This is a genomic window from Curtobacterium luteum (assembly GCF_001475545.1).
Taxonomy (GTDB): domain Bacteria; phylum Actinomycetota; class Actinomycetes; order Actinomycetales; family Microbacteriaceae; genus Curtobacterium; species Curtobacterium luteum_A.
Window position 1 is genome coordinate 1 of the sequence record NZ_LDQC01000039.1, and the last position, 19,377, is coordinate 19,377.

At 71.7% G+C, this 19,377-nt stretch carries 13 protein-coding genes and 1 pseudogene; 4 read left to right on the top strand and 10 right to left on the bottom strand.

Annotation, left to right across the window (positions count from 1 at the left end; translation table 11 throughout):
• Together NS184_RS07355 and NS184_RS07360 are read right to left on the bottom strand one after the other, a co-directional pair.
• Positions 1–942 (bottom strand): annotated as a pseudogene (locus NS184_RS07355) (hypothetical protein); the annotation flags it as partial.
• Between the two features lie 2 nt (positions 943–944).
• A complete protein-coding gene (locus NS184_RS07360; RefSeq protein WP_058725474.1) occupies positions 945–3,830 on the bottom strand; it encodes an Rne/Rng family ribonuclease in 2,886 nt (961 codons plus the stop codon).
• A 337-nt stretch (positions 3,831–4,167) separates the two neighbouring features.
• On the opposite strand from NS184_RS07360, the gene NS184_RS07365 reads away from it, so the two are divergent.
• Both NS184_RS07365 and NS184_RS07370 read left to right on the top strand, forming a co-directional pair.
• Positions 4,168–4,770: a vitamin K epoxide reductase family protein gene (locus NS184_RS07365; RefSeq protein WP_242862990.1), complete on the top strand. Its 603-nt coding sequence runs from the start codon at positions 4,168–4,170 to the stop codon at positions 4,768–4,770.
• A 101-nt stretch (positions 4,771–4,871) separates the two neighbouring features.
• Positions 4,872–5,723 (top strand): DsbA family protein, encoded by an 852-nt coding sequence (locus NS184_RS07370; protein ID WP_058725475.1) that lies wholly within the window; start codon positions 4,872–4,874, stop codon positions 5,721–5,723.
• Between the two features lie 337 nt (positions 5,724–6,060).
• Here NS184_RS07370 and NS184_RS07375 read toward each other — a convergent pair whose 3' ends face one another.
• Genes NS184_RS07375 through ileS form a run of 5 tightly spaced genes read right to left on the bottom strand, consistent with a single transcriptional unit; the run spans position 6,061 to position 12,521 of the window.
• Complete coding sequence (locus tag NS184_RS07375; RefSeq protein WP_058725476.1) at positions 6,061–6,909, bottom strand: DsbA family protein; 849 nt, start codon at positions 6,907–6,909, stop codon at positions 6,061–6,063.
• Between the two features lie 37 nt (positions 6,910–6,946).
• The gene (ndk, locus tag NS184_RS07380; protein ID WP_058725477.1) at positions 6,947–7,366 is read right to left on the bottom strand and encodes a nucleoside-diphosphate kinase; all 420 of its coding nucleotides are present in this window, start codon (positions 7,364–7,366) and stop codon (positions 6,947–6,949) included.
• A gap of 33 nt (positions 7,367–7,399) precedes the next feature.
• Positions 7,400–7,807 (bottom strand): DUF4233 domain-containing protein, encoded by a 408-nt coding sequence (locus NS184_RS07385; RefSeq protein ID WP_058725478.1) that lies wholly within the window; start codon positions 7,805–7,807, stop codon positions 7,400–7,402.
• Positions 7,804–9,261: a bifunctional folylpolyglutamate synthase/dihydrofolate synthase gene (locus tag NS184_RS07390; protein WP_083513533.1), complete on the bottom strand. Its 1,458-nt coding sequence runs from the start codon at positions 9,259–9,261 to the stop codon at positions 7,804–7,806. The genes NS184_RS07385 and NS184_RS07390 overlap by 4 nt, the downstream gene beginning before the upstream one ends.
• Positions 9,258–12,521 (bottom strand): isoleucine--tRNA ligase, encoded by a 3,264-nt coding sequence (ileS, locus tag NS184_RS07395; RefSeq protein WP_058725479.1) that lies wholly within the window; start codon positions 12,519–12,521, stop codon positions 9,258–9,260. Before ileS ends, NS184_RS07390 begins: the two co-directional genes overlap by 4 nt.
• A 248-nt stretch (positions 12,522–12,769) precedes the next feature.
• On the opposite strand from ileS, the gene NS184_RS07400 reads away from it, so the two are divergent.
• The gene (locus NS184_RS07400) at positions 12,770–13,807 is read left to right on the top strand and encodes a cation diffusion facilitator family transporter (RefSeq protein WP_058725480.1); all 1,038 of its coding nucleotides are present in this window, start codon (positions 12,770–12,772) and stop codon (positions 13,805–13,807) included.
• 49 nt (positions 13,808–13,856) lie between these two features.
• Here NS184_RS07400 and NS184_RS07405 read toward each other — a convergent pair whose 3' ends face one another.
• The 3 genes from NS184_RS07405 to NS184_RS07415 form a co-directional block, all read right to left on the bottom strand.
• A complete protein-coding gene (locus tag NS184_RS07405) occupies positions 13,857–15,410 on the bottom strand; it encodes an ArnT family glycosyltransferase (RefSeq protein ID WP_152998108.1) in 1,554 nt (517 codons plus the stop codon).
• Positions 15,411–15,478: 68 nt separating this feature from the next.
• Entirely contained in the window at positions 15,479–17,029 is a 1,551-nt protein-coding gene (locus NS184_RS07410) for a glycosyltransferase family 39 protein (protein WP_058725482.1), read from the bottom strand.
• Between the two features lie 16 nt (positions 17,030–17,045).
• A complete protein-coding gene (locus NS184_RS07415; RefSeq protein WP_058725483.1) occupies positions 17,046–17,663 on the bottom strand; it encodes a TetR/AcrR family transcriptional regulator in 618 nt (205 codons plus the stop codon).
• A 31-nt stretch (positions 17,664–17,694) separates the two neighbouring features.
• On the opposite strand from NS184_RS07415, the gene NS184_RS07420 reads away from it, so the two are divergent.
• Positions 17,695–19,353, top strand: coding sequence for an ABC transporter substrate-binding protein (locus NS184_RS07420; RefSeq protein WP_058725484.1), 1,659 nt, complete (start codon positions 17,695–17,697; stop codon positions 19,351–19,353).
• Positions 19,354–19,377: the final 24 nt, after the last annotated feature.

Consider the following 19,377-nt stretch of genomic DNA (forward strand, 5'->3'; position numbering starts at 1 on the left):
CGGCGGCTGCTGCTGCCCGGTGGACGGGGCGTACAGCGGGCGCTGCTGCCCGGCAGGCGCGTACGGCGGCTGCTGCTGCCCGGTGGGCGGGGCGTACGGCGGGCGCTGCTGCCCGGCAGGCGCGTACGGCGGCTGCTGCCCGGCAGGCGCGTACGGCGGCTGCTGCCCGGCAGGCGCGTACGGCGGCTGCTGCCCGGCAGGAGCGTACGGGTCCGCCTGCCGCTGCGGACCACCGGCGCCCTGCACGGTGGCGGCGGGGACGGCATCGGGCCGCCGCAGCGTCCCGGGCTCCCCCAGCGCCCTGCGCGCACCAGCCCGAGGGCGGCCGAGCCACAGCCACGCGGCCGTCGTCGTGGCCACGAGCATGAGCGTCAGCGGGAGTCCGCTCTGCAGCGGCACCGTCACGATGCTCGTCACGAGGCGCGCGGCCCCGTACCCGCGGACCGCCCCGAACGCACCGGTGAACACCCCGACGAGGGCGAGCGCGATCGTCCCAGCGGCGCCGGCGAGCACGGCACGGAGGAGGATCACCGGCAGCGGACTCCGCCGTGCGACCGGCACCAGGAACGCGAGCGCGAGGAAGGCCCCGACGTGGAACGGCAGCGGCGCGAGGAACACCCCGTGCACGAACCCGGCGATGATGCTGTCCCCCGCGCCGTAGCGCGCGAAGGGGCTCACCACCAGGGAGGTGCCGAGGAGCCCGACGAGTCCGGAGAGGAACTCGACCACGACCACCGAGACGACCGCGATGAGAGCACCCGTCGTGTTCGTGAGGGACGCGCCCGGGGCGAACGCCCGACGCGGGTCGCCGGCCGGACGACGGCGCTGCGGGGGTGCCGGCGGCGCGTACGGCGCACCGGACGCGGGCCCCGGTGCGGGCTGCTGCCAGCCCGCACCGTAGTACCCGCGGTGCTGCTGCCCCGGGTCGCCCGCGTTCGTCACGCTCAGTTCCCCACGATCACGGTGCCGTCCTCGGGCGCGTCGCCCTCGGTCGAGGCCGGCGCGCTGATGCTCGGCGACGACACACGCCGGGAGCGCGAGCGGCCCTGCCCGGGCTGCTTCGGCTCCGGGAGCGCGTTGAGGACCGAGTCGAGCAGCGACTCCGCGTCCGCAGCGGGCACGGCACGGGGCTCGCGCTTCGTGACGGCGACGGGGATGTCGAGGATCGCGACCGTGTTCTCGGTCGGGGTCACCGGGGCGCTCGAGCTGACCCGACGGCGGACCGGGGCGGTCGAAGCGCCGGCGGTCTCGGCGGTGGCCGGAGCCGCGGATGCCGTCGTCACGGGCGCAGCGCTCGCCGGGGCGGCACCAGCGGGCGCGGCCTCGGCCGGCGCAGCCTCGGCTGCAGCGGACTCGTCGGCCGACGAGGACTGCTCGTCGGCCGACGCCTGACCGGTGGCCAGCGGCTCGCCGCCACTGCGGCTACCGCGACGACGACGACGCTTCGAGCCGCCCGACGACTCGGCGGGCGCCTCGGACGACGACGCGATCGTCTCGGACGCCGACGCGGTCGAGGACGTCGACGTGGTCGAGGCCTCGGGCGCGGACTCCGGCGCGGTGGCGCTCGCGACACCGGTGACCGCGACGCCGGTCACCGCGGCCTCGGCGGCGGCGCGTTCCTCGTGCGGCAGGGTCGACGCCGCGATGCGGGACAGCGCGTTCTTGACGTCGTCGGTGATCTGGTGGGTCTGCGAGCCGTGGCCGTTCGACGAGGAACCACCGTTCCCGTTCGATCCGCCGTTGCCGCCGTTCCCGTTCGACCCGCCGCCGTTGCCGCCGCGGCTCTTCCGACGGCCCTTCGAGGGGCCCGGGTCAGCGTTGTTGTCGTTGACCTTCGCGTTGACCTCCTCGAGCGACTCACGGAGCCCGACGCCGATCTTCTTGCGGGTCATCTGCACGAGGCCGAGCGAGGTGACCTCGGCGACCTGGTGCTTCGTGCGGTCGCGGCTGAGGCACTCGACGAGTCGACGCAGCACGAGGTCGCGGTTGGACTCGAGCACCATGTCGATGAAGTCGACGACGATGATGCCGCCGATGTCGCGCAGACGGAGCTGGCGGACGATCTCCTCGGCGGCCTCGAGGTTGTTCTTCGTGACGGTCTCCTCGAGGTTGCCGCCGGACCCGACGAACTTCCCCGTGTTGACGTCGACGACCGTCATGGCCTCGGTGCGGTCGATGACGAGCGAGCCGCCGGAGGGCAGCCAGACCTTGCGGTCGAGGGCCTTCTCGATCTGCTCGTTGAGGCGGTACTCCTCGAAGGAGTCCGGGCCGTCGTAGATCTCGACGCGGTCCTTGAGGTCCGGCGCCACGGCGTCGAGGTAGTCCTCGATGGTCCCGCGGGCGGCGTCGCCGTCGATGATGAGCTTGGTGAAGTCCTCGTTGAAGACGTCCCGCACGATCTTGACGAGCAGGTCGGGCTCGGAGTGCAGCATGACCGGGGCGTGCCCGTTCGCGACCTTCTTCTGGATCGCCTCCCACTGGTTCGTGAGGCGCTGCACGTCGCGGGTGAGCTGCTCCTCCGTCGCGCCCTCGGCGGCCGTGCGCACGATGACGCCGGCGTGCTCGGGGAGGACCTCCTTGAGGATCTTCTTCAGTCGAGCGCGCTCGGTGTCGGGCAGCTTGCGGGAGATCCCGTTCATCGAGCCGTTCGGCACGTAGACGAGGTAGCGACCGGGCAGCGAGACCTGCGAGGTGAGGCGGGCGCCCTTGTGGCCGACCGGGTCCTTCGTGACCTGCACGAGCACCTTGTCGCCGGGCTTGAGGGCCGACTCGATGCGACGTCCGTGGCTCGTGTCGACCGAGTTCCAGTCGACCTCGCCCGCGTAGAGCACGGCGTTGCGACCGCGGCCGATGTCGACGAACGCCGCTTCCATCGAGGGCAGCACGTTCTGCACCTTGCCGAGGTAGACGTTCCCGATCAGCGACACGTTGTGCGACTTCGTCACGTAGTGCTCGGCGAGCACGCCGTCCTCGAGGACGCCGATCTCGATCTTCTGCGAGCTGGAGCGCACGATCATCTGGCGGTCGACGCTCTCGCGGCGGGCGAGGAACTCGTCCTCGGTGATCACCTGACGGCGACGCCCGGCGTCCCGGCCGTCGCGGCGGCGCTGCTTCTTGGCCTCGAGCCGGGTCGAGCCCTTGATGCGCTGCGGCTCGGTGATGAGCTCCGGCTCGCGGTCACGCTCCCGCTCACGCTCACGACGGCGCGGCTCGGGCTGCTCGGCGGCTCCCCCGAAGGAGCTGCCACCGCGCCGGCGGGACCGACGACGGCCACCGCCCTGCTCGTCGTCGTCGTCCTCGGGAGCCGAGCGGGGCGCACGCGGCGGCAGGTCCGGGAGGACCGGTGCGTGGAAGATCAGACTGGTCGTGCTGGTCGCACGGGGGACGTACGGCTCGTCCGCGGGCTCCGCCGGACTGGAGGCACTGCTCGCGTCCGCCGCTGCGGTCACGTCCGCCTCCGGTGCGGCTGCGGTCTCCGTGGCCGCGTCGTCCGCGGCGACCACCGGCAGGTCCCCGGTGAGGGTGCTGACGTCGTGCGGCTCGTCCGCGCCCGCCGTCGCCTCGACAGCGACCGTCACCGCGGGAGCCGCGTCGTCGGTCAGCGCGACGGTCTCGGTGCCGACCTCGACCGGGGCGTCGGCGACGGGAGCCTCCGCAGCGGACGCAGCCGAGGCCCGCGGGCCGGCCGTCTGCTCGACGGGAGATGCCTGCTCGACGTCCGCCCGTGCCTCCAGGTCGGCCGACCGTGCTCGGCGCCCGCCGAACAGGCGGCTCCGGCGCTTCGGCGCTTCGTCGTTCTTCGTGTTGTCGTTGTTGTTCTGCTCCACCATGGAACTGGTGCACTCCTCGGCCCCGCTCGCGCCCTGTCGGGCGGCGGGAATTCTCGTGTGGCGGGTGGCGTCCACGCCCCCGTGCTCGTTGTCGTTCGCGACCGGTCCGCGGCAACTTGTGGTGCGTCCGCGCCCGTTCGTCCCCGGGCACCCGGCCCGGGCTTCGCGGAGCGTCGGAGTGACGCGTGTTCCGGTCGCGGCACGCTCTCACCGTGCCTGTTCGGTCCGGGACCAGCCCGGAAAGCTCACGCCGCGTGACCGTGTCCGGTCGTGCGACCCCACCATCATCGCATGCCGCTCACGGAAACGACCGGATCGCGCGTGCGATGATGACCGCGTGAGCACGCCGCGTCCCCTCCACCGCCGTCCGATCGCGATGGGGGTGTTCCTGCTCGTGACCGGCGTCGTCGGGCTGTACGCCTCCTTCCGGCTCGTGTTGGACGAGTTCGCCAAGTACGAGAACCCGAAGACCGCGCTGTCGTGCGACGTCAACGTGTTCGTGAACTGCTCCGACGTGATGACGAGCGCACAGGGGCACCTGCTCGGCTTCCCGAACCCGCTCCTCGGCATCATGGGCTTCGTCGCCCCGATCGCCGTGGCCGTCATGCTGCTCGCCGGCTTCCGGAACGGTTCGCGGTGGTTCTGGATCGTGTTCAACGCCGGGGTGTTCCTCGCCTGGGTCTTCGTGACGTGGCTGTTCACGCAGACCGTGTGGTTCATCGGGGCCCTCTGCCCGTGGTGCATGCTCGTCTGGTCGATGACGATCCCGATGTTCTGGGTGTTCACGATCTGGAACGCCGCACAGGGACGTTTCGGCGCCGGGGTCCAGCGCGTCGGCAAGACCCTGCTGCCGTTCTGCTGGGCGTTCCCGCTCGCGAACTACCTCGTCATCGCGGTCTCGATCATCATCGTCTTCCCGCGCATCTTCCAGAGCTTCTGAACCCGCTGGACCACCCAGCTCGGTGACGTGTCACCGGATTCTTGGTGCCTTCCCAGCCAGGGCGGCCGGGCCGCGCCCGTCGGCGACCTACGCTCGAACCGATGAGCGAGAACCAGGGCAAGAAGGCACGGCGGGACGAGGCGCGGGAGCGTGCTCGGGTCGCCCGCGAGAAGCAGCAGGCGCGCCGTCGCCGCAACCGCACGCTGACGATCAGCGGCATCATCGTGGGCGGCCTCGCGGTCGTCAGCGCGGTCGTGCTGGTCATCGCGAACTCGGTGCAGCCGGCGGGTCCGGGGCCGGCGAACATGGCGAGCGACGGCATCGTGCTGCACGGTGTCGACGGGAAGATCGAACCGGTCACGACGAAGGCGATCCCCGAGGGCGGCAAGCCCACGCCGACGAAACAGGACGACTCGGTGGCGAACATCACCGTGTACTCGGACTACATGTGCCCGTACTGCAACCAGTTCGAGACCGCCCAGATGTCCCAGATCGAGCAGTGGGTCAAGGACGGTTCGGCGACGCTCGAGCTGCACCCGTTCAACCTGCTCGACCGGGTCTCGCTCGGGTCGAAGTACTCCACGCGCTCCGCTGCCGCTGCCGCTTGTGTCGCGAACGACGACCCGCAGGACTTCCTCGCGTACAACACCGCGCTGTACGCGAACCAACCGTCGGAGAACACCCGCGGCCTGACGAACGACGAGCTCGCGTCACTCGCGGCCAAGGCCGGCGCGACGAGCAAGGACGTCGCTTCGTGCATCACCGACCAGGAGTTCGCCGGATGGGTCACCGACGCCACGAACCGGGCACTCAACGAGAAGATCCCGAACTCGTCCCTCGACAAGGTGACCGGCACCCCGACGATCATCGTGAACGGCAAGCAGTACACCGGCTCGCTCACCGACACCGACGCGTTCTCGGCCTTCGTGCTGCAGAACGGCGGCAAGGCGTAGCGCCTGCCCCCGGCGCCGAGAGCGGCAGCCCCTGCACCGTCCCCACGAGTGGACGGCGCAGGGGCTGCCTCGCTCCGTGCTGCTGACAGCTGGCGGCGACCGGCTGCGGCCGGCTGCGGCCGGCGCAGGCTGGCTGCGGCCGGCGGCGGCTGGCAGCGGCCGGCGGCGGCTGGCTGTGGCTGGCCTGCGGCTCGCTGCGGCGAGGCGACGATTCGCGCCCGAACGTGACCGTCCGACGGCCGTCCACCGCGGCCACCACCTCGGTCCAGGGCCGCTGGCACGTGCACGACGCCCCCGCTCCGATCCGGAGCGGGGGCGTCCTGCGTGCGGTGCCGTGCTACTTCGCGGCGGCGTCGATCTTCGAGATCACGTCCGTCAGGTTCGCGAGCCTCTCGCCGTTCACCACGACGGTCGGCGTCCCGAAGCCCTGGGTGCCCTGCAGCGCAGGGTCCGCGAGCACCGCGTCGGTGGTCTTCGTCACCCAGCCCTTGAACTGCTCAGTCGACAGGCACTCCGAGACCTTCGATCCGGTCGCGCCGCCCTGCTTCACCAGGTCGGCGATCTCGGCGTTCGTGAGGCCCTTCGTGCCCTCCTCCGGCTGGTTGTCGAAGAACTGCGTCTGCACGTCGAGGAACTTGTCCGGGTCGTAGTTCGCGACGCACATCGCAGCGTTGGCGGCTCGGCTGGCGTACCGCGAGTTCTGGTAGTTGCGGTCGAGGATCGACACCGGGTGGATCGCGAGCGTGGCATCGCCGGACTTCACCTTGTCGAGGATCTGATCGGCGTAGGCGGCCTCGAACTGCTTGCACACCGGGCATGCCCAGTCGACGTACTCCACGACGGAGGCCGCGCCGTCGGCGTTCGCCGTCGGTGCGGGTGAAGCGGTGGCGTTCGCCGCCACGGCTCCGGTCTCCACGGGGGTGACCTTGCCGTCCTTGCCCGTGAACTGGATCGCGCCCGTGATCATGTTCTTCGGGCCCGTCGCGGAGACGGTGTTCGCGCTGTTCACGTTCACGATGACGAGCGTCACGATGGCCGCGACCGCGATGATGCCCAGGCCGATGCCGCCCTGCAGGAACCACTTGTTGCGGCGCTTGCGACGGCGCTCCGCCTCGGCGCGCTGCCGTGCGATGTCACGCGCGTGCGCGCGCCGCTCGTTCTTCGACGGTCGGTCGTTGTTCGTCATGCCGTTCGCTCCTGCGGTCTCGCGTGTCGGTCGGCGCTCACGCGAACCAGAGACCGAGCTCGCGGGCAGCGGACTCGGAGGAGTCCGAGCCGTGCACGAGGTTCTGCTGGACCTTCAGACCCCAGTCGCGACCGAGGTCACCGCGGATGGTGCCGGGCGCCGCCGAGGTCGGGTCGGTGGTGCCGGCGAGCGAGCGGAAGCCCGCGATGACGCCGTTGCCCGCGACGCGGACCGCGACGACCGGGCCGGACTGCATGAACTCCACGAGCGGCTCGAAGAACGGCTTGCCCTGGTGCTCCTCGTAGTGGGCGTCGAGCAGGTCGCGCGGTGCGGTCAGCATCTTCAGGTCGACGATCTCGTAGCCCTTGGCCTCGATCCGACGGAGGATCTCGCCGGTGAGCTGGCGGGCGACGCCGTCGGGCTTGACGAGGACCAGGGTCTCTTCGAAGTCGGACATGCAGAACTCCTTGACGGGGTCGTGGGGTGGTGGTCAGTCCTCGCCGGCAGCGGCCCGTCGTGCGGCGTTCTGCCGGTCGAGCTGACCGCCCTTGACGAAGCAGTACACCCACAGCGCCAGGAACACCGCGCCGACCGCGAACATGAACGGTTCGATGAAGCCGGTGGCGAGGATGGCCGCCTGCAGCAGCCACCCGAACCATACACCGGCTCGGTTGCCGGTCAGCCGCGAGGCCAGCGCCAGCACGACGATCGCGCCGATGCCGCCGCCGAACGCCACGGCCGGCGGCAGCGTCTGCTTCCCGAACGTCACGAGCATCGGGAAGAAGAACATCACGGCCTCGAGTCCGAGGGTGATCGCGAGCAGGCTCTCGCGGGCGCCGCGGTCGCGCCGCGGCTTCCGCTGACGGGCCGGCCTGGAGGCACGGTTCGGCTCCGTCACCTCGTCCCGCCTTCCGCGTGCACCAGGTCCATGACCGCACCCACCATCACGATGGAGCCGGCCACGAGGACCATCGCGTCCTCGGCGTCCGCCTCGTCCGCGAGGTCCCGCGCCTCCCGGAGCGCCTGGTCGAGTGCGGGCTCGACCACGACACGGTCCGCGCCGACCTCGTCGACCACGATGCGGGCGAAGGCGTCGGCATCGAGTGCCCGCTCCCCCGGCGGCTGGGTGACGACGAAGGTCTGCACGGTGTCCTTGAGCGCCCGGACGAACCCGCGGGCGTCCTTGTCCCCGAGGATCCCGACCACGCCGACGACGTGCTCGGAGGGGAAGGCCACCGGCAGCGCGTCGGCGAGCGCCCTGGCACCGTGCGGGTTGTGCGCGGCGTCGACGACGACCACGGGGTCCTGCGCGATGGGCTGGAGGCGACCGGGACTCGTCGCGGCGGCGAGCCCCTCGGAGAGCACGTCCTCGTCGAGCGCCTGCGACCCACGCCCGAGGAACGACTCGACGGCGGCGATCGCGACCGCGGCGTTGTGGGCCTGGTGCGCGCCGAACAGCGGCACGAAGAGGTCGTCGTAGGTGCCGGCGAGTCCCTGCACGCTGACGAGCTGCCCACCGACCGCGGGCGTGTCGCTCGTGACCCGGAACCCGGTGCCCTCGACCGACAGCGTCGACTCGGTGAGCTCCGCGGCCCGTTCGAGCTCGGCGAGCGCGTCCGGGGTCTGCGCGCTCGACACGACGGCGGAGGACGGCTTGATGATGCCGGACTTCGTGCGGGCGATCTCGGCGACGGTGTTGCCGAGCTGTTTCGCGTGGTCCATCGCGATCGGGGTGAACACCGCGACCTGGCTCTGCACGACGTTCGTGGAGTCCCACTCGCCGCCCATGCCGACCTCGATCACCGCGACGTCGACGGGCGCCTCGGCGAAGCAGGCGAGCGCGAGGACGGTCAGCGCCTCGAAGAACGTCAGCGGCAGCTCGCCCTTGGCGGTCAGCTCCTGGTCGGTCATCTCGAGGATCGGCGCGATGTCGTCCCAGTTCTCGACGAAGCGGTCCGCGGCGATCGGCTCGCCGTCGATGACGATGCGTTCCCGGATCGACACCAGGTGCGGGCTCGTCATGAGCCCGGTGCGGAGGCCGTGGGCGCGCACGATGCTCTCCGTCATCCGGGCGGTCGACGTCTTGCCGTTCGTCCCGGTGACGTGGATCACGGGGTAGGACAGGTGCGGGTCGCCGAGGAGCTCGACCGCGCGACGGGTCGCACTGAGTCGGTGCTCGGGCGCCTGCTCGCCGATCCGGGCGTACAGGGCCGCCTGGACGCGGCGGACCTCGTCGTCGTCCCCGTCGGCCGGGGACGGGTCGACCGGCGCCGGGCTCGCCGGGCCCGCGGGGATCGCGATGCCCTCGGCGTCGTACCCGTCCTCGTGCTCGTGCTCGTTCTGGTCACTCATGCGCGTGCCACCTCCACGGACACCTTCGCTGTCTCGCCCACGTCGGTGGTCGTCGCGTCCGCGGCGAGCGCGACGATCTCGACGCCCGTGGCGAGGGTCTCCCCCGCGATGAGCTCGCGGTGGGTCCGGACCGCGTCGGCGGCGTCGTCGGACACCCCCAGCGTCAGGGCGATGCGGTCGCTGACGTCGAGGTCGGCGTCGCGGCGGGCCTGCTGGACGGCACGGACGACGTCGCGCGCCAGCCCCTCGGCCTCGAGCTCGGGGGTCGTCACCGTGTCGAGGACGACGAAGCCGCCACCGTCGAGGAACGCCACCGCCACCGAGTCGTCGGCCACGGTGAGGTCGAGCGTGTACTCGCCCTCGACGAGGTCGACGCCACCGACCGTGACGCCGGACTCCGTCGCGACCCAGTCGCCGCGCTTCGCCGCCGGGATCACCTGCTGGACCTGCTTGCCGATCCGCGGCCCGGCGGCACGGGCGTTGACGGTGAGCTTCCGCTCGATGCCGTACTGCGCCAGGGACTCCTCGGCCTGCTGTTCGAGCACCACCCGCTTGACGTTCAGCTCGTCGCGGAGGATGTCCGCGAACGGCTCGACCGCCACGGGGTCCGGCACCACGAGCGTCAGCGTCGCGAGCGGCAGCCGGACGCGCTTGCCGGTGGCCTTGCGGAGCGCGAGGCCCTTCGAGGCGACGTCGCGCACGCGGTCCATCGCGGCGACGAGGGCGTCGTCCGCGGGGAACTCGTCGGCCGACGGGAAGTCCTCGAGGTGTACCGACCGGCCGCCGGTGAGGCCCTTCCAGACCTCCTCGCTGACGAGCGGCGCAAGCGGTGCGGCGACGCGGGTGAGCGTCTCGAGCACGGTGAAGAGCGTGTCGAATGCCGCCCGGGCCTCGGGGCTCGTCGACGCCCCAGCCCAGAACTTGTCGCGCGAGCGTCGCACGTACCAGTTCGTGAGCACGTCGGCGAAGTCGCGGACGGCCTGCGCGGCGAGCGGGGTGTCGAGGGCGTCGAGGTGTGCCGTGACGTCCGCGACGAGCACGCGGGTCTTCGCGAGGAGGTACCGGTCGAGCACGTCGGTGCTGTCCGTGCGACGCTGCGCCTGGTACCCCGACTCCCCCGACGCGTTCGCGTAGAGGGTGAAGAAGTAGTACGTCGACCAGAGCGGGAGCAGGAACTCCCGGACGCCCTGGCGGATCCCCTCTTCCGTGACGACGAGGTTGCCGCCGCGGATCACCGACGACGACATGAGGAACCAGCGCATCGCGTCGGCGCCGTCGCGGTCGAAGACCTCGGAGACGTCCGGGTAGTTGCGGAGCGACTTCGACATCTTCTGGCCGTCCGAGCCGAGCACGATGCCGTGGCTGATGACGTTGCGGAACGCCGGGCGGTCGAACAGCGCGGTCGAGAGCACGTGCATGACGTAGAACCAACCGCGGGTCTGCCCGATGTACTCGACGATGAAGTCGGCCGGGTTGTGCGCCTCGAACCACTCGCGGTTCTCGAACGGGTAGTGCACCTGCGCGTACGGCATCGACCCGGAGTCGAACCAGACGTCGAACACGTCCGAGATGCGCCGCATGGTCGACTTCCCGGTCGGGTCGTCGGGGTTCGGCCGGGTCAGCTCGTCGATGAAGGGGCGGTGCAGGTCGACCTCGCCGTCGGCGTTCAGCGGCAGGCGGCCGAAGTCGCGCTCGATGTCCTCGAGCGAGCCGTAGACGTCCGTGCGCGGGTACGCCGGGTCGTCCGACTGCCACACCGGGATCGGCGTGCCGAAGTAGCGGTTGCGGGAGACCGACCAGTCGATCGCGTTGCCGACCCACTTGCCGAACTGGCCGTCCTTGACGTTGTCCGGCACCCAGTTGATCTCCTGGTTGAGCTCGCCCATGCGGTCGCGGAACTCGGTGACGCGGACGAACCACGACGAGACGGCCTTGTAGATGAGGGGCTTGCGGCAGCGCCAGCAGTGCGGGTAGCTGTGCTCGTAGGAGGCCTGGCGGAGCAGCCGGCCCGCCTCGCGCACGGCCCTGGTCAGCGGCTTGTTCGCGTCCGACCAGAGCATGCCCGCCACCTCACCGAACTGCGACGTGAACACACCGCCCTCGTCGAGGGAGAGCACCACGGGGATGCCCGCGGCGGCGCAGACCTCCTGGTCGTCGGCGCCGTAGGCGGGGGCCTGGTGCACGACGCCCGTGCCCTCGCCCGTCTCGACGTACTCGGCGACCAGGATCCTCCACGCGTGCTCGTAGCCCTCGGTCCCCTCGAGGAAGTCGAACAGCCGCTCGTACTCGACGCCGTCGAGCTCGGCGCCGACGACCGTGCGGACCACGGCGGCGGCGGCGTCATCGGCCGACTCGTAGCCGAGGTCCTTCGCGTGGGCTGCCACGGTGTCGGACGCGAGCAGGTAGGTGGCGGAACCGGCGTCGCCACCGTCAGCCGCGCCTCCAGGCCCTGCCGGGACGACCGCGTACGCGATCGCCGGACCGACCGCGAGGGCGGCGTTCGTCGGGAGCGTCCACGGGGTGGTCGTCCACGCGAGCGCCCGGACGCCGTCGAGCCCCAGCTCGGAAGCGCGGGTCCCGCGCAGCGGGAACGCGACCGTGACCGACTGGTCCTGCCGGGACTGGTAGACGTCGTCGTCCATGCGGAGCTCGTGGTTCGACAGCGGCGTCTGGTCGTTCCAGCAGTAGGGCAGGACGCGGAAGCCCTCGTATGCGAGGCCCTTGTCCCAGAGCTGCTTCCACGCCCAGAGCACGCTCTCCATGAACGTGACGTCGAGGGTCTTGTAGTCGTTCTCGAAGTCGACCCAGCGGGCCTGCCGCGTGACGTACCGCTGCCACTCGTCGGTGTACTGCAGGACGCTCTTCCTGGCGGCGGCGTTGAACACGTCGACGCCCATCTCGTCGATCTCGTGCTTCTCGGTGATGCCGAGCTGCCGCATCGCCTCGAGCTCGGCGGGCAACCCGTGGGTGTCCCAGCCGAAGCGGCGGTGGACCTGCTTGCCGCGCATGGTCTGGTAGCGCGGGAAGACGTCCTTCGCGTAACCGGTGAGGAGGTGCCCGTAGTGCGGCAGGCCGTTCGCGAACGGCGGGCCGTCGTAGAACGTCCACTCCGGGCAGCCCTCGCGCTGGTCGACGGACGCCTGGAACGTGCCGTCGCCCTTCCAGAAGGCGAGGATCCCCTGCTCGACGGCGGGGAAGGACGGCGAGGGCGTGACGCCGGCTGCTGTGTCGTCTGCAGGACGGTTGAGAGGGTAGCGCACCGTGGGCTCCTGTGGGTCGGTTCGTCTCCACGAGGACGGAGCGTGCTCCGCGGTACCACCTCGCTTGCCGGACACTGCTCGCGCTGCGCCCGACCGCTCGTTCGCCGGAGAGGGGTGCGGTCCGGTCCGCCCGGGTCTACTGCCGGCCGTCGGTCGTGCCGACTGCCGGGTTCTTCCGGAGGCTCCCCGGTGATGGCCGGTTCGACGCCTGCTGGGACGAGTCTACCCGAGCGGAGCATGCTGGAGCGATGCCCTCCTCCGATGAGCCCGAGCGCCCCGAATCGCTCCTCACCGTCATCATCGCGTTCGCCGCGAACCTGCTCGTCGCGATCGCCAAGACGGTCGCCTCGCTGCTCTCCGGGTCGGCGTCCATGACCGCCGAGGCCGCGCACTCCTGGGCGGACACCGGCAACGAGGTCTTCCTGCTGGTGGCGGAACGACGCGGCGCCAAGCCGCGGGACACGAAGCACCCGCTCGGCTACGGTCGCGAGACCTACATCTGGTCGATGTTCGCCGCGTTCGGCCTGTTCACCGCGGGCGCCGTCGTGTCGATCTGGCACGGCATCACCGAACTCGGTGAGACCGGGCCGGCCGAGGACCTGCTGCTGAACTACCTCGTGCTCGGCGTCGCGTTCCTGCTCGAGGGAACGAGCTTCGTGCAGGCGTACCGGCAGGCACACGGTGCCGCCACGAAGCGCCGCGTCCCGGTGCTCCGCCACGTGCTGCAGTCGTCGAACCCGACGCTCCGGGCAGTGTTCGCGGAGGACGCCGCCGCGCTCATCGGCCTCGTGATCGCGTTCCTCGGCGTCTTCCTGCACCAGGTCACCGGACTCGCCGTGTTCGACGCGATCGGCTCCATCGCGGTCGGGCTGCTGCTCGGTGTCGTGGCCATCGTGCTCATCGAGCGCAACCGACGATTCCTGGTCGGCGAGGCCACCTCCCCGGAGCTCGAGGACGCGGTGCTCACCGAGCTGCTGCGCCGTGACGAGGTCGAGCGGGTCACGTACCTGCACCTCGAGTTCGTCGGGCCGTCGCGGGTGTTCCTGGTGGCCGCGGTCGACCTGACCGGGAACGAGGACGAGGACCACGTGGCCGTGCGGCTGCGCCGGGTCGAGGCGTCGTTGGAGGAGAGCCGGTACATCGAGGAGGCCGTGCTGACGCTGAGCATCCCCGGGGACGACTCGCTCGCCGCCCGTGGGAACGGCAAGGTGCCGGCGACCGTACGGGACGGCACGGTCGAGGACGTCGCGGCGGGCGGCGCCGGGACGCTGCGGACCGAGCGGTAGGCGCGACCGAGCGAGCACGTGGCGGCCGTCGCGCACCGAGCGGAACGCGTCAGGGACCGGACGGGGTGACGAGCGTCGCGGTGTCACCCTCCGCGTGGAGGAGGGCGTCGCCACGGACGACCCACACCCGCAGGAAGTCGACCCGGAACGTCCGGAACCGCTGCGGCTCGTCGACGAGCAGGCGCTGCACCGCGGGGTTCATCGGGAAGCGCGAGTCCGTGGCCTCGACCACGACCCCGAAGTCGCCGTGGGGCAGCTCCGCCGGGGCCGCGCGGTTCCCGGTGAATGTCAGGAACGATGCCTGGGCCGCTCCGGCGACGAGGATGCGGTCACCCGCCGGCACCCCCTCGGCGGCGAGCGCCGGGGCGAGCCGGGGGAAGCCGGTGACACGGCTCTCGGCGACGGTCCGGACGAGGACGGCCGCAGGCAGGAGCGTGACCGCGACCAGGACGACCGCGACCACGGTGGTCCCGGGTGGGCGCAGCCGCGCTGTGCGCACGACCCCGGTCGCGGCGAGGGCGATCGCCCACGGCATCCACGCCTGGTAGTAGTGCGGGAGCGAGACGTTCGACGTGCAGTAGAACACCACGAGCGACCCGAGCGCGATGGCGAGGACCGCCACGAGCCGGTCGGGTCGGACCACCAGCGCGGCGACGATCCCGACCACGAGCACCGCGACCGTGGGCCAGCCGACACCGTCGACGACCCGGACGAAGTTCGCCCACCACGGCGCCAGCTCGTACCGCTGCCCGAGCAGCGTGATCTCGTGGCCGTCCGTGTCGTGTGCGCTCTGGAACGCGAGCATGTAGTCGATCGCACGCAGGCCACCGACGGGGAGGTACACGGCGACGAAGACGACGGCGAACCCGAGTACCGCGGCCGCTCCCCCGGTCGCGTAGGCCCGCCACCGCCGGAACAGCGCCGGCAGCGTCACGATCGCGAGGACGACGACGGCGGTCGAGACCTTCGACGTGACGGACAGGGCGAGGAGCACGCCGGACAGCGCCCACCACCCGGTGCCGGTCCACCATCGTCGTTCCCCCGGGCCGCCGCGGGTGGCGGCGTGCCAGGCCACGGCGACGGCGGCGACCGCGAAGCACGTCATCACCGGCTCGAGGAGCGCCAGTCGGTCGATCCGCGCGGCTGCTCCGGAGGCCACGTCCGCCCAGGTCGGCGAGTCGGACCGCGGGGTCAGCCACCACCAGCCGGCGGCGAGCAGCGCACCCCAGGGGCCGATCGGGCGGCGCAGCCAGACGAAGAGGACGAGTCCGGTGGCGAACGACGCGAGCGCGGCCACCAGTCGTGCCGCCGGGACACCGACGCCGAGCACGAGCTCGGCGGCGCCGAACAGGTACTTCGCCGTGGGCGGGTGCTCGAGGTTGGCCGTGAAGAGTCCGTGCACGTACTGCCAGCCGGCGCCGGTGTACGTGAACTCGTCCGTGTGCGGCGTCTGCCGTCCGAGGTGCCAGAAGGCCACGAAGGCACCGAGCAGGGCGACGAGGACGAACGCCGTGGCCAGGAGACCGCGGCGCACCGGTGCACCACCGCGGCGGCCACGGCCCGGCCCCTGGCGGACGTCGGGATCGAGCACACTGCTGGTCACGGTCCCCGAGCGTACGGGACCGGGTGGGACTGCCCTGGTGACGCGGTGCCCACAGCCCGCGGGTTCGTTCAGGACCGAGCCATCACCACCACGAGCACCCCACCGGCACGGTGGCGCTCGACGACGTGCCAGCCGCGGTGCTCGAGCCCGGCGAGTGGGATCCGCGGCTGGTCGCGGCTCTCGACCCCGACCCACCAGACCCGGTCGACTCCGTCGGTCGGCACCGCGGGGTCGTCCACCGGGAGCCGCTCGGCCCAGAGCTCGCCGATCGCGACGGCCGGACGGGTCACCGTGAGGTCGCGCATGCCGCGGAAGGCATCGGGGTAGGTCGTCGCGATGAACTCCGTCGTGCGGTTCGCGTGCCCGGGCAGGGGCCCGTGGAAGACGCCGTCCCGGGTGCCCGCCGGCTCCGCGGCACGCTCACGGGCGACCAACGCGGCGACCTCGTCCCAGCGCGCACCCTGCTTCGCGCCCGGGTCCCGCTGGTGCTGCCACCGGGGGAACGCGAGCACCACGGCGAGCGCGACCCCGAGCACGCCGACGACCTTCCACCGGACGCAGACGAGGCCGAGCGCGATGAGGATCGCGACGGCCGGAGCGCAGAACGTGAAGTAGCGCCCGATGTACAGGGGCCGGACGAGGAGCGAGACGACGACGACGACGACGGTCGGGACGACGACGATCGGCAGCAGCAGTTCGACGAGCGGCAGTCGGGTCCGGAGGCGCGGGACCGCGACGGCGCTGACGACCGCCACGACCGCGGTCACCGCGAACAGGACCGCGAGCGGTACCGTCCCGCCGAACCACTGCTTGGTCGCGACGGCCTCGAGTGTCGTGCGGTCCAGCACGAGCGGGCCGAGGAAGTAGAGCTGCTTCGCCGCCTCCCCCGAGGTCAGGCGGACGAAGGGCAGCAGGACGAGCGCGGACAGGACCGCGGCGGCGAGCCAGGACACCGCGGGCCGGAGCGCCGCGGCCCACCCCTGCCGACGCCACCGGCGCACCGCCCAGACGAGGACGGTGATCCCGTGTGCGGCGAGGGACAGCGCCGTGTACAGGAACAGGAACGCCCCGAACAGGGTCACCGCGACGTAGCCGACCCACCACAGCCAGGCCCGCGGTGCCCGTCGGTCCGTGCGCTCGACGGCGACGCAGAGCACGAGCATCGCGGCGACCGCCGTCGCGGTGGTCCAGGCGTACGACCGGCCGTCCGCGCCGACGAAGGTCACGCGCGGCAGGACGGCGAAGACCAGCCCGGCGACGATGCCGGCCCACGTCCCCGCGAACCGACGCGTGAGGAACACCGTGAGCGCAGCGGCAAGCCCGACCCCGACGGCGCTCGGCAGCCGGAGCGTGAAGGGGCTGTACGGCACCACCTGGAACCAGAGGTGCACGGCGGCGTAGTACAGGCCGTGCACGGCGTCGACGTTCTGCACCATGTGCCAGAGCTGCGGCAACGTCCGGTTCGCCGCGCTCATGGTCGCGGCCTCGTCGACCCACGCGGACGGCACCCACGACCCGGTCACGGAAACGAGCGCGGCCACGAGTCCGACGAGCGTCGCCGCGAGCCCGCCGGTGCGACGCTGGTCGCCGGGTTCGGCCGGGGGCACGGATCGGGGCATCCCGCGACAGTACCGGTCAGGCGGCGTCGAGGCCGTCCGCGACGGGCGTGAGCGCCGCGGCGACGTACTCGACGAGCGGACCCCGGCCGACCCCGTCACCGACCCAGACACCGAACGCCGCGGCGGCGGCACCGAGCAGGGCCCCGGAGACGGTCTGCGGCCACAGGGCGCCCGGACGGTCGCCCGTCCGCCCGGCGACGAACGCCGCGACCGCCCCGTGCTGCTGCATCACCCGCGCCGCGACGCTCGCCACGAGCTCGGGCCCGATCCCCATCACCTCGGCCTGCGCGACCGCCCACGGCACCCGGTCCGGGTCGTGCTGTCGTGCCGCGGCCAGGAGCGCGTCCTCGACGGCGCGCACCGGACTCGGCTCGGCGGAGGCGTCGAGGAGCGCCGGGATCGCCGCGACCGCGGCATCGAGTTCGAGCCACATGACGTCGGACTTCGCGGCGAAGTAGTTGAAGAACGTCGCGCGGCTCACCCCGGCACGTGCGGCGATCTGGTCGACGGTGGTCCGGCCGTACCCCTGCTCGAGGAAGAGTTCGGCCGCCGCGTCGGCGAGGACCTCGGCGCTGGAGCGGCGTGGCCGGCCTCCGCGGCGAGCGCGCGCGTCGTCGCCGTGCTCGAGGTCCATGCGCCCAGTAAACCGCTAGACTCGACCAGTCATGAAGTTGGACTCAGTACAGAAAAGCCGTGCGCGCGTCGCGGCCTCCGTGGCGGGCGCAGCCACGATCCTCCTGGCCGTCGCCGCCTGCACCGGTGGCGGTGGCGGGTCGACGAGCAGCACGCCCGTGGCGGGCGGGACCCTCGTCTACGCGTCCGGCGACGCCGAGCCGACCTGCCTCGACCCGCACGTCGGCGGCAACTACCCGCAGGCGCTGTTGTCCAGCCAGTACATCGAGGAGCTCACCGCGCTCGAGGACGGCCGACCGGTCCCCGCGTTGGCGACGTCGTGGAAGACCTCCGACGACGGCAGGACGCTCACCTTCCGGCTCCGCGACGACGTGACGTTCACCGACGGCACCCCGTTCGACGCGGCCGCGGTCGTGGCGAACATCGAGCACGTGCAGGACCCGGCGACGGCGTCGAGCACCGGCTACCTCGCGCTGCAGTCGATCACGAAGGCCACGGCGACCGACGACCACACGGTCACGCTCACGCTGAACCGTCCGGACAGCGCCCTGCTCGAGTCGTTCTCGCAGCCGTGGGTCGGCATGGAGTCCCCGAAGGCGCTCGAGCGCTCGCAGGCGCAGAACTGCGAGTCGCCCGTCGGCACCGGGCCGTTCAGGATCACGGACTGGAAGCACGGCGACCGGGTCACGCTCACGAAGAACGCCGACTACACGCCGCTCGGCAAGCCGGCCGGCAGCACCACGAAGCCCCGGTTGAACGGCATCACCTGGCGCTTCCTCCCCGACTCGACCTCGCGGTACGCCGCACTGCAGTCCGGACAGGTCGACGTCATCGACAACGCGCAGCCCGACCAGATCCGCGCGGCGGGGGCCGGCGGCTCCATCCGCGACCTCGACGCCCCACGGCCCGGAGCGTCGAACCGTCTCGAGCTCAACTCCGGCCACGGTGTGTTCCGGGACGAGGCCGTCCGGAAGGCCTTCATCCACGGCGCCGACGTCGACCCGGGCATCAAGTCGTTGTTCCTCGGCACCGCGAAGCGCTCGTACTCGCTGCTGTCGAGCGTCGAGCCGTTCGCGTACTCCGCCGACGGTGACGAGCTCTTCGACCACGACGCCTCCCAGGCGGGCAAGCTCCTCGACGACGCCGGGTGGAAGCAGGGCTCCGACGGCATCCGGACGAAGGACGGGAAGCGTCTGACAGTGACGTTCCCGGTGTCGACGAACCAGTCGATCCCCGCCGAGCGCAGCCTCTTCCAGCAGATCCAGGCCTCCGAGAAGGAGGTCGGCTTCGACGTGCAGATCAAGGAGCTCGACCTCTCCAGCTGGTACGCGGCCCTCGCGGCGAACCAGTACGACGTCGTCAGCGCGCCATACACGAAGGTCGGCGCCGACGTCCTCCGCATCCTCTACGACAGCGCGAGCATCACGCCGGCCCCGTCGGGCTACTTCGCGAACCTCGCGCAGCTCGACGACCCGACGGTCGACTCGCTCCTGCAGCGCGCCGCACGGACCGCCGACACGCACGACCGCGGCGAGCTGTACGAGCAGGCCCAGAAGGACATCCTCGCCAGCGCGACCGTCCTCCCGCTCTACGACCAGCAGAACCACTTCCTCGTCTCGACGAAGGTGCACGACGTGCACACCACGGCCGTCTCGACGCCGTGGTTCGGCTCGGCCTGGATCGACCGCTGACGCGCGCTCGCGCGCGGCAGGACC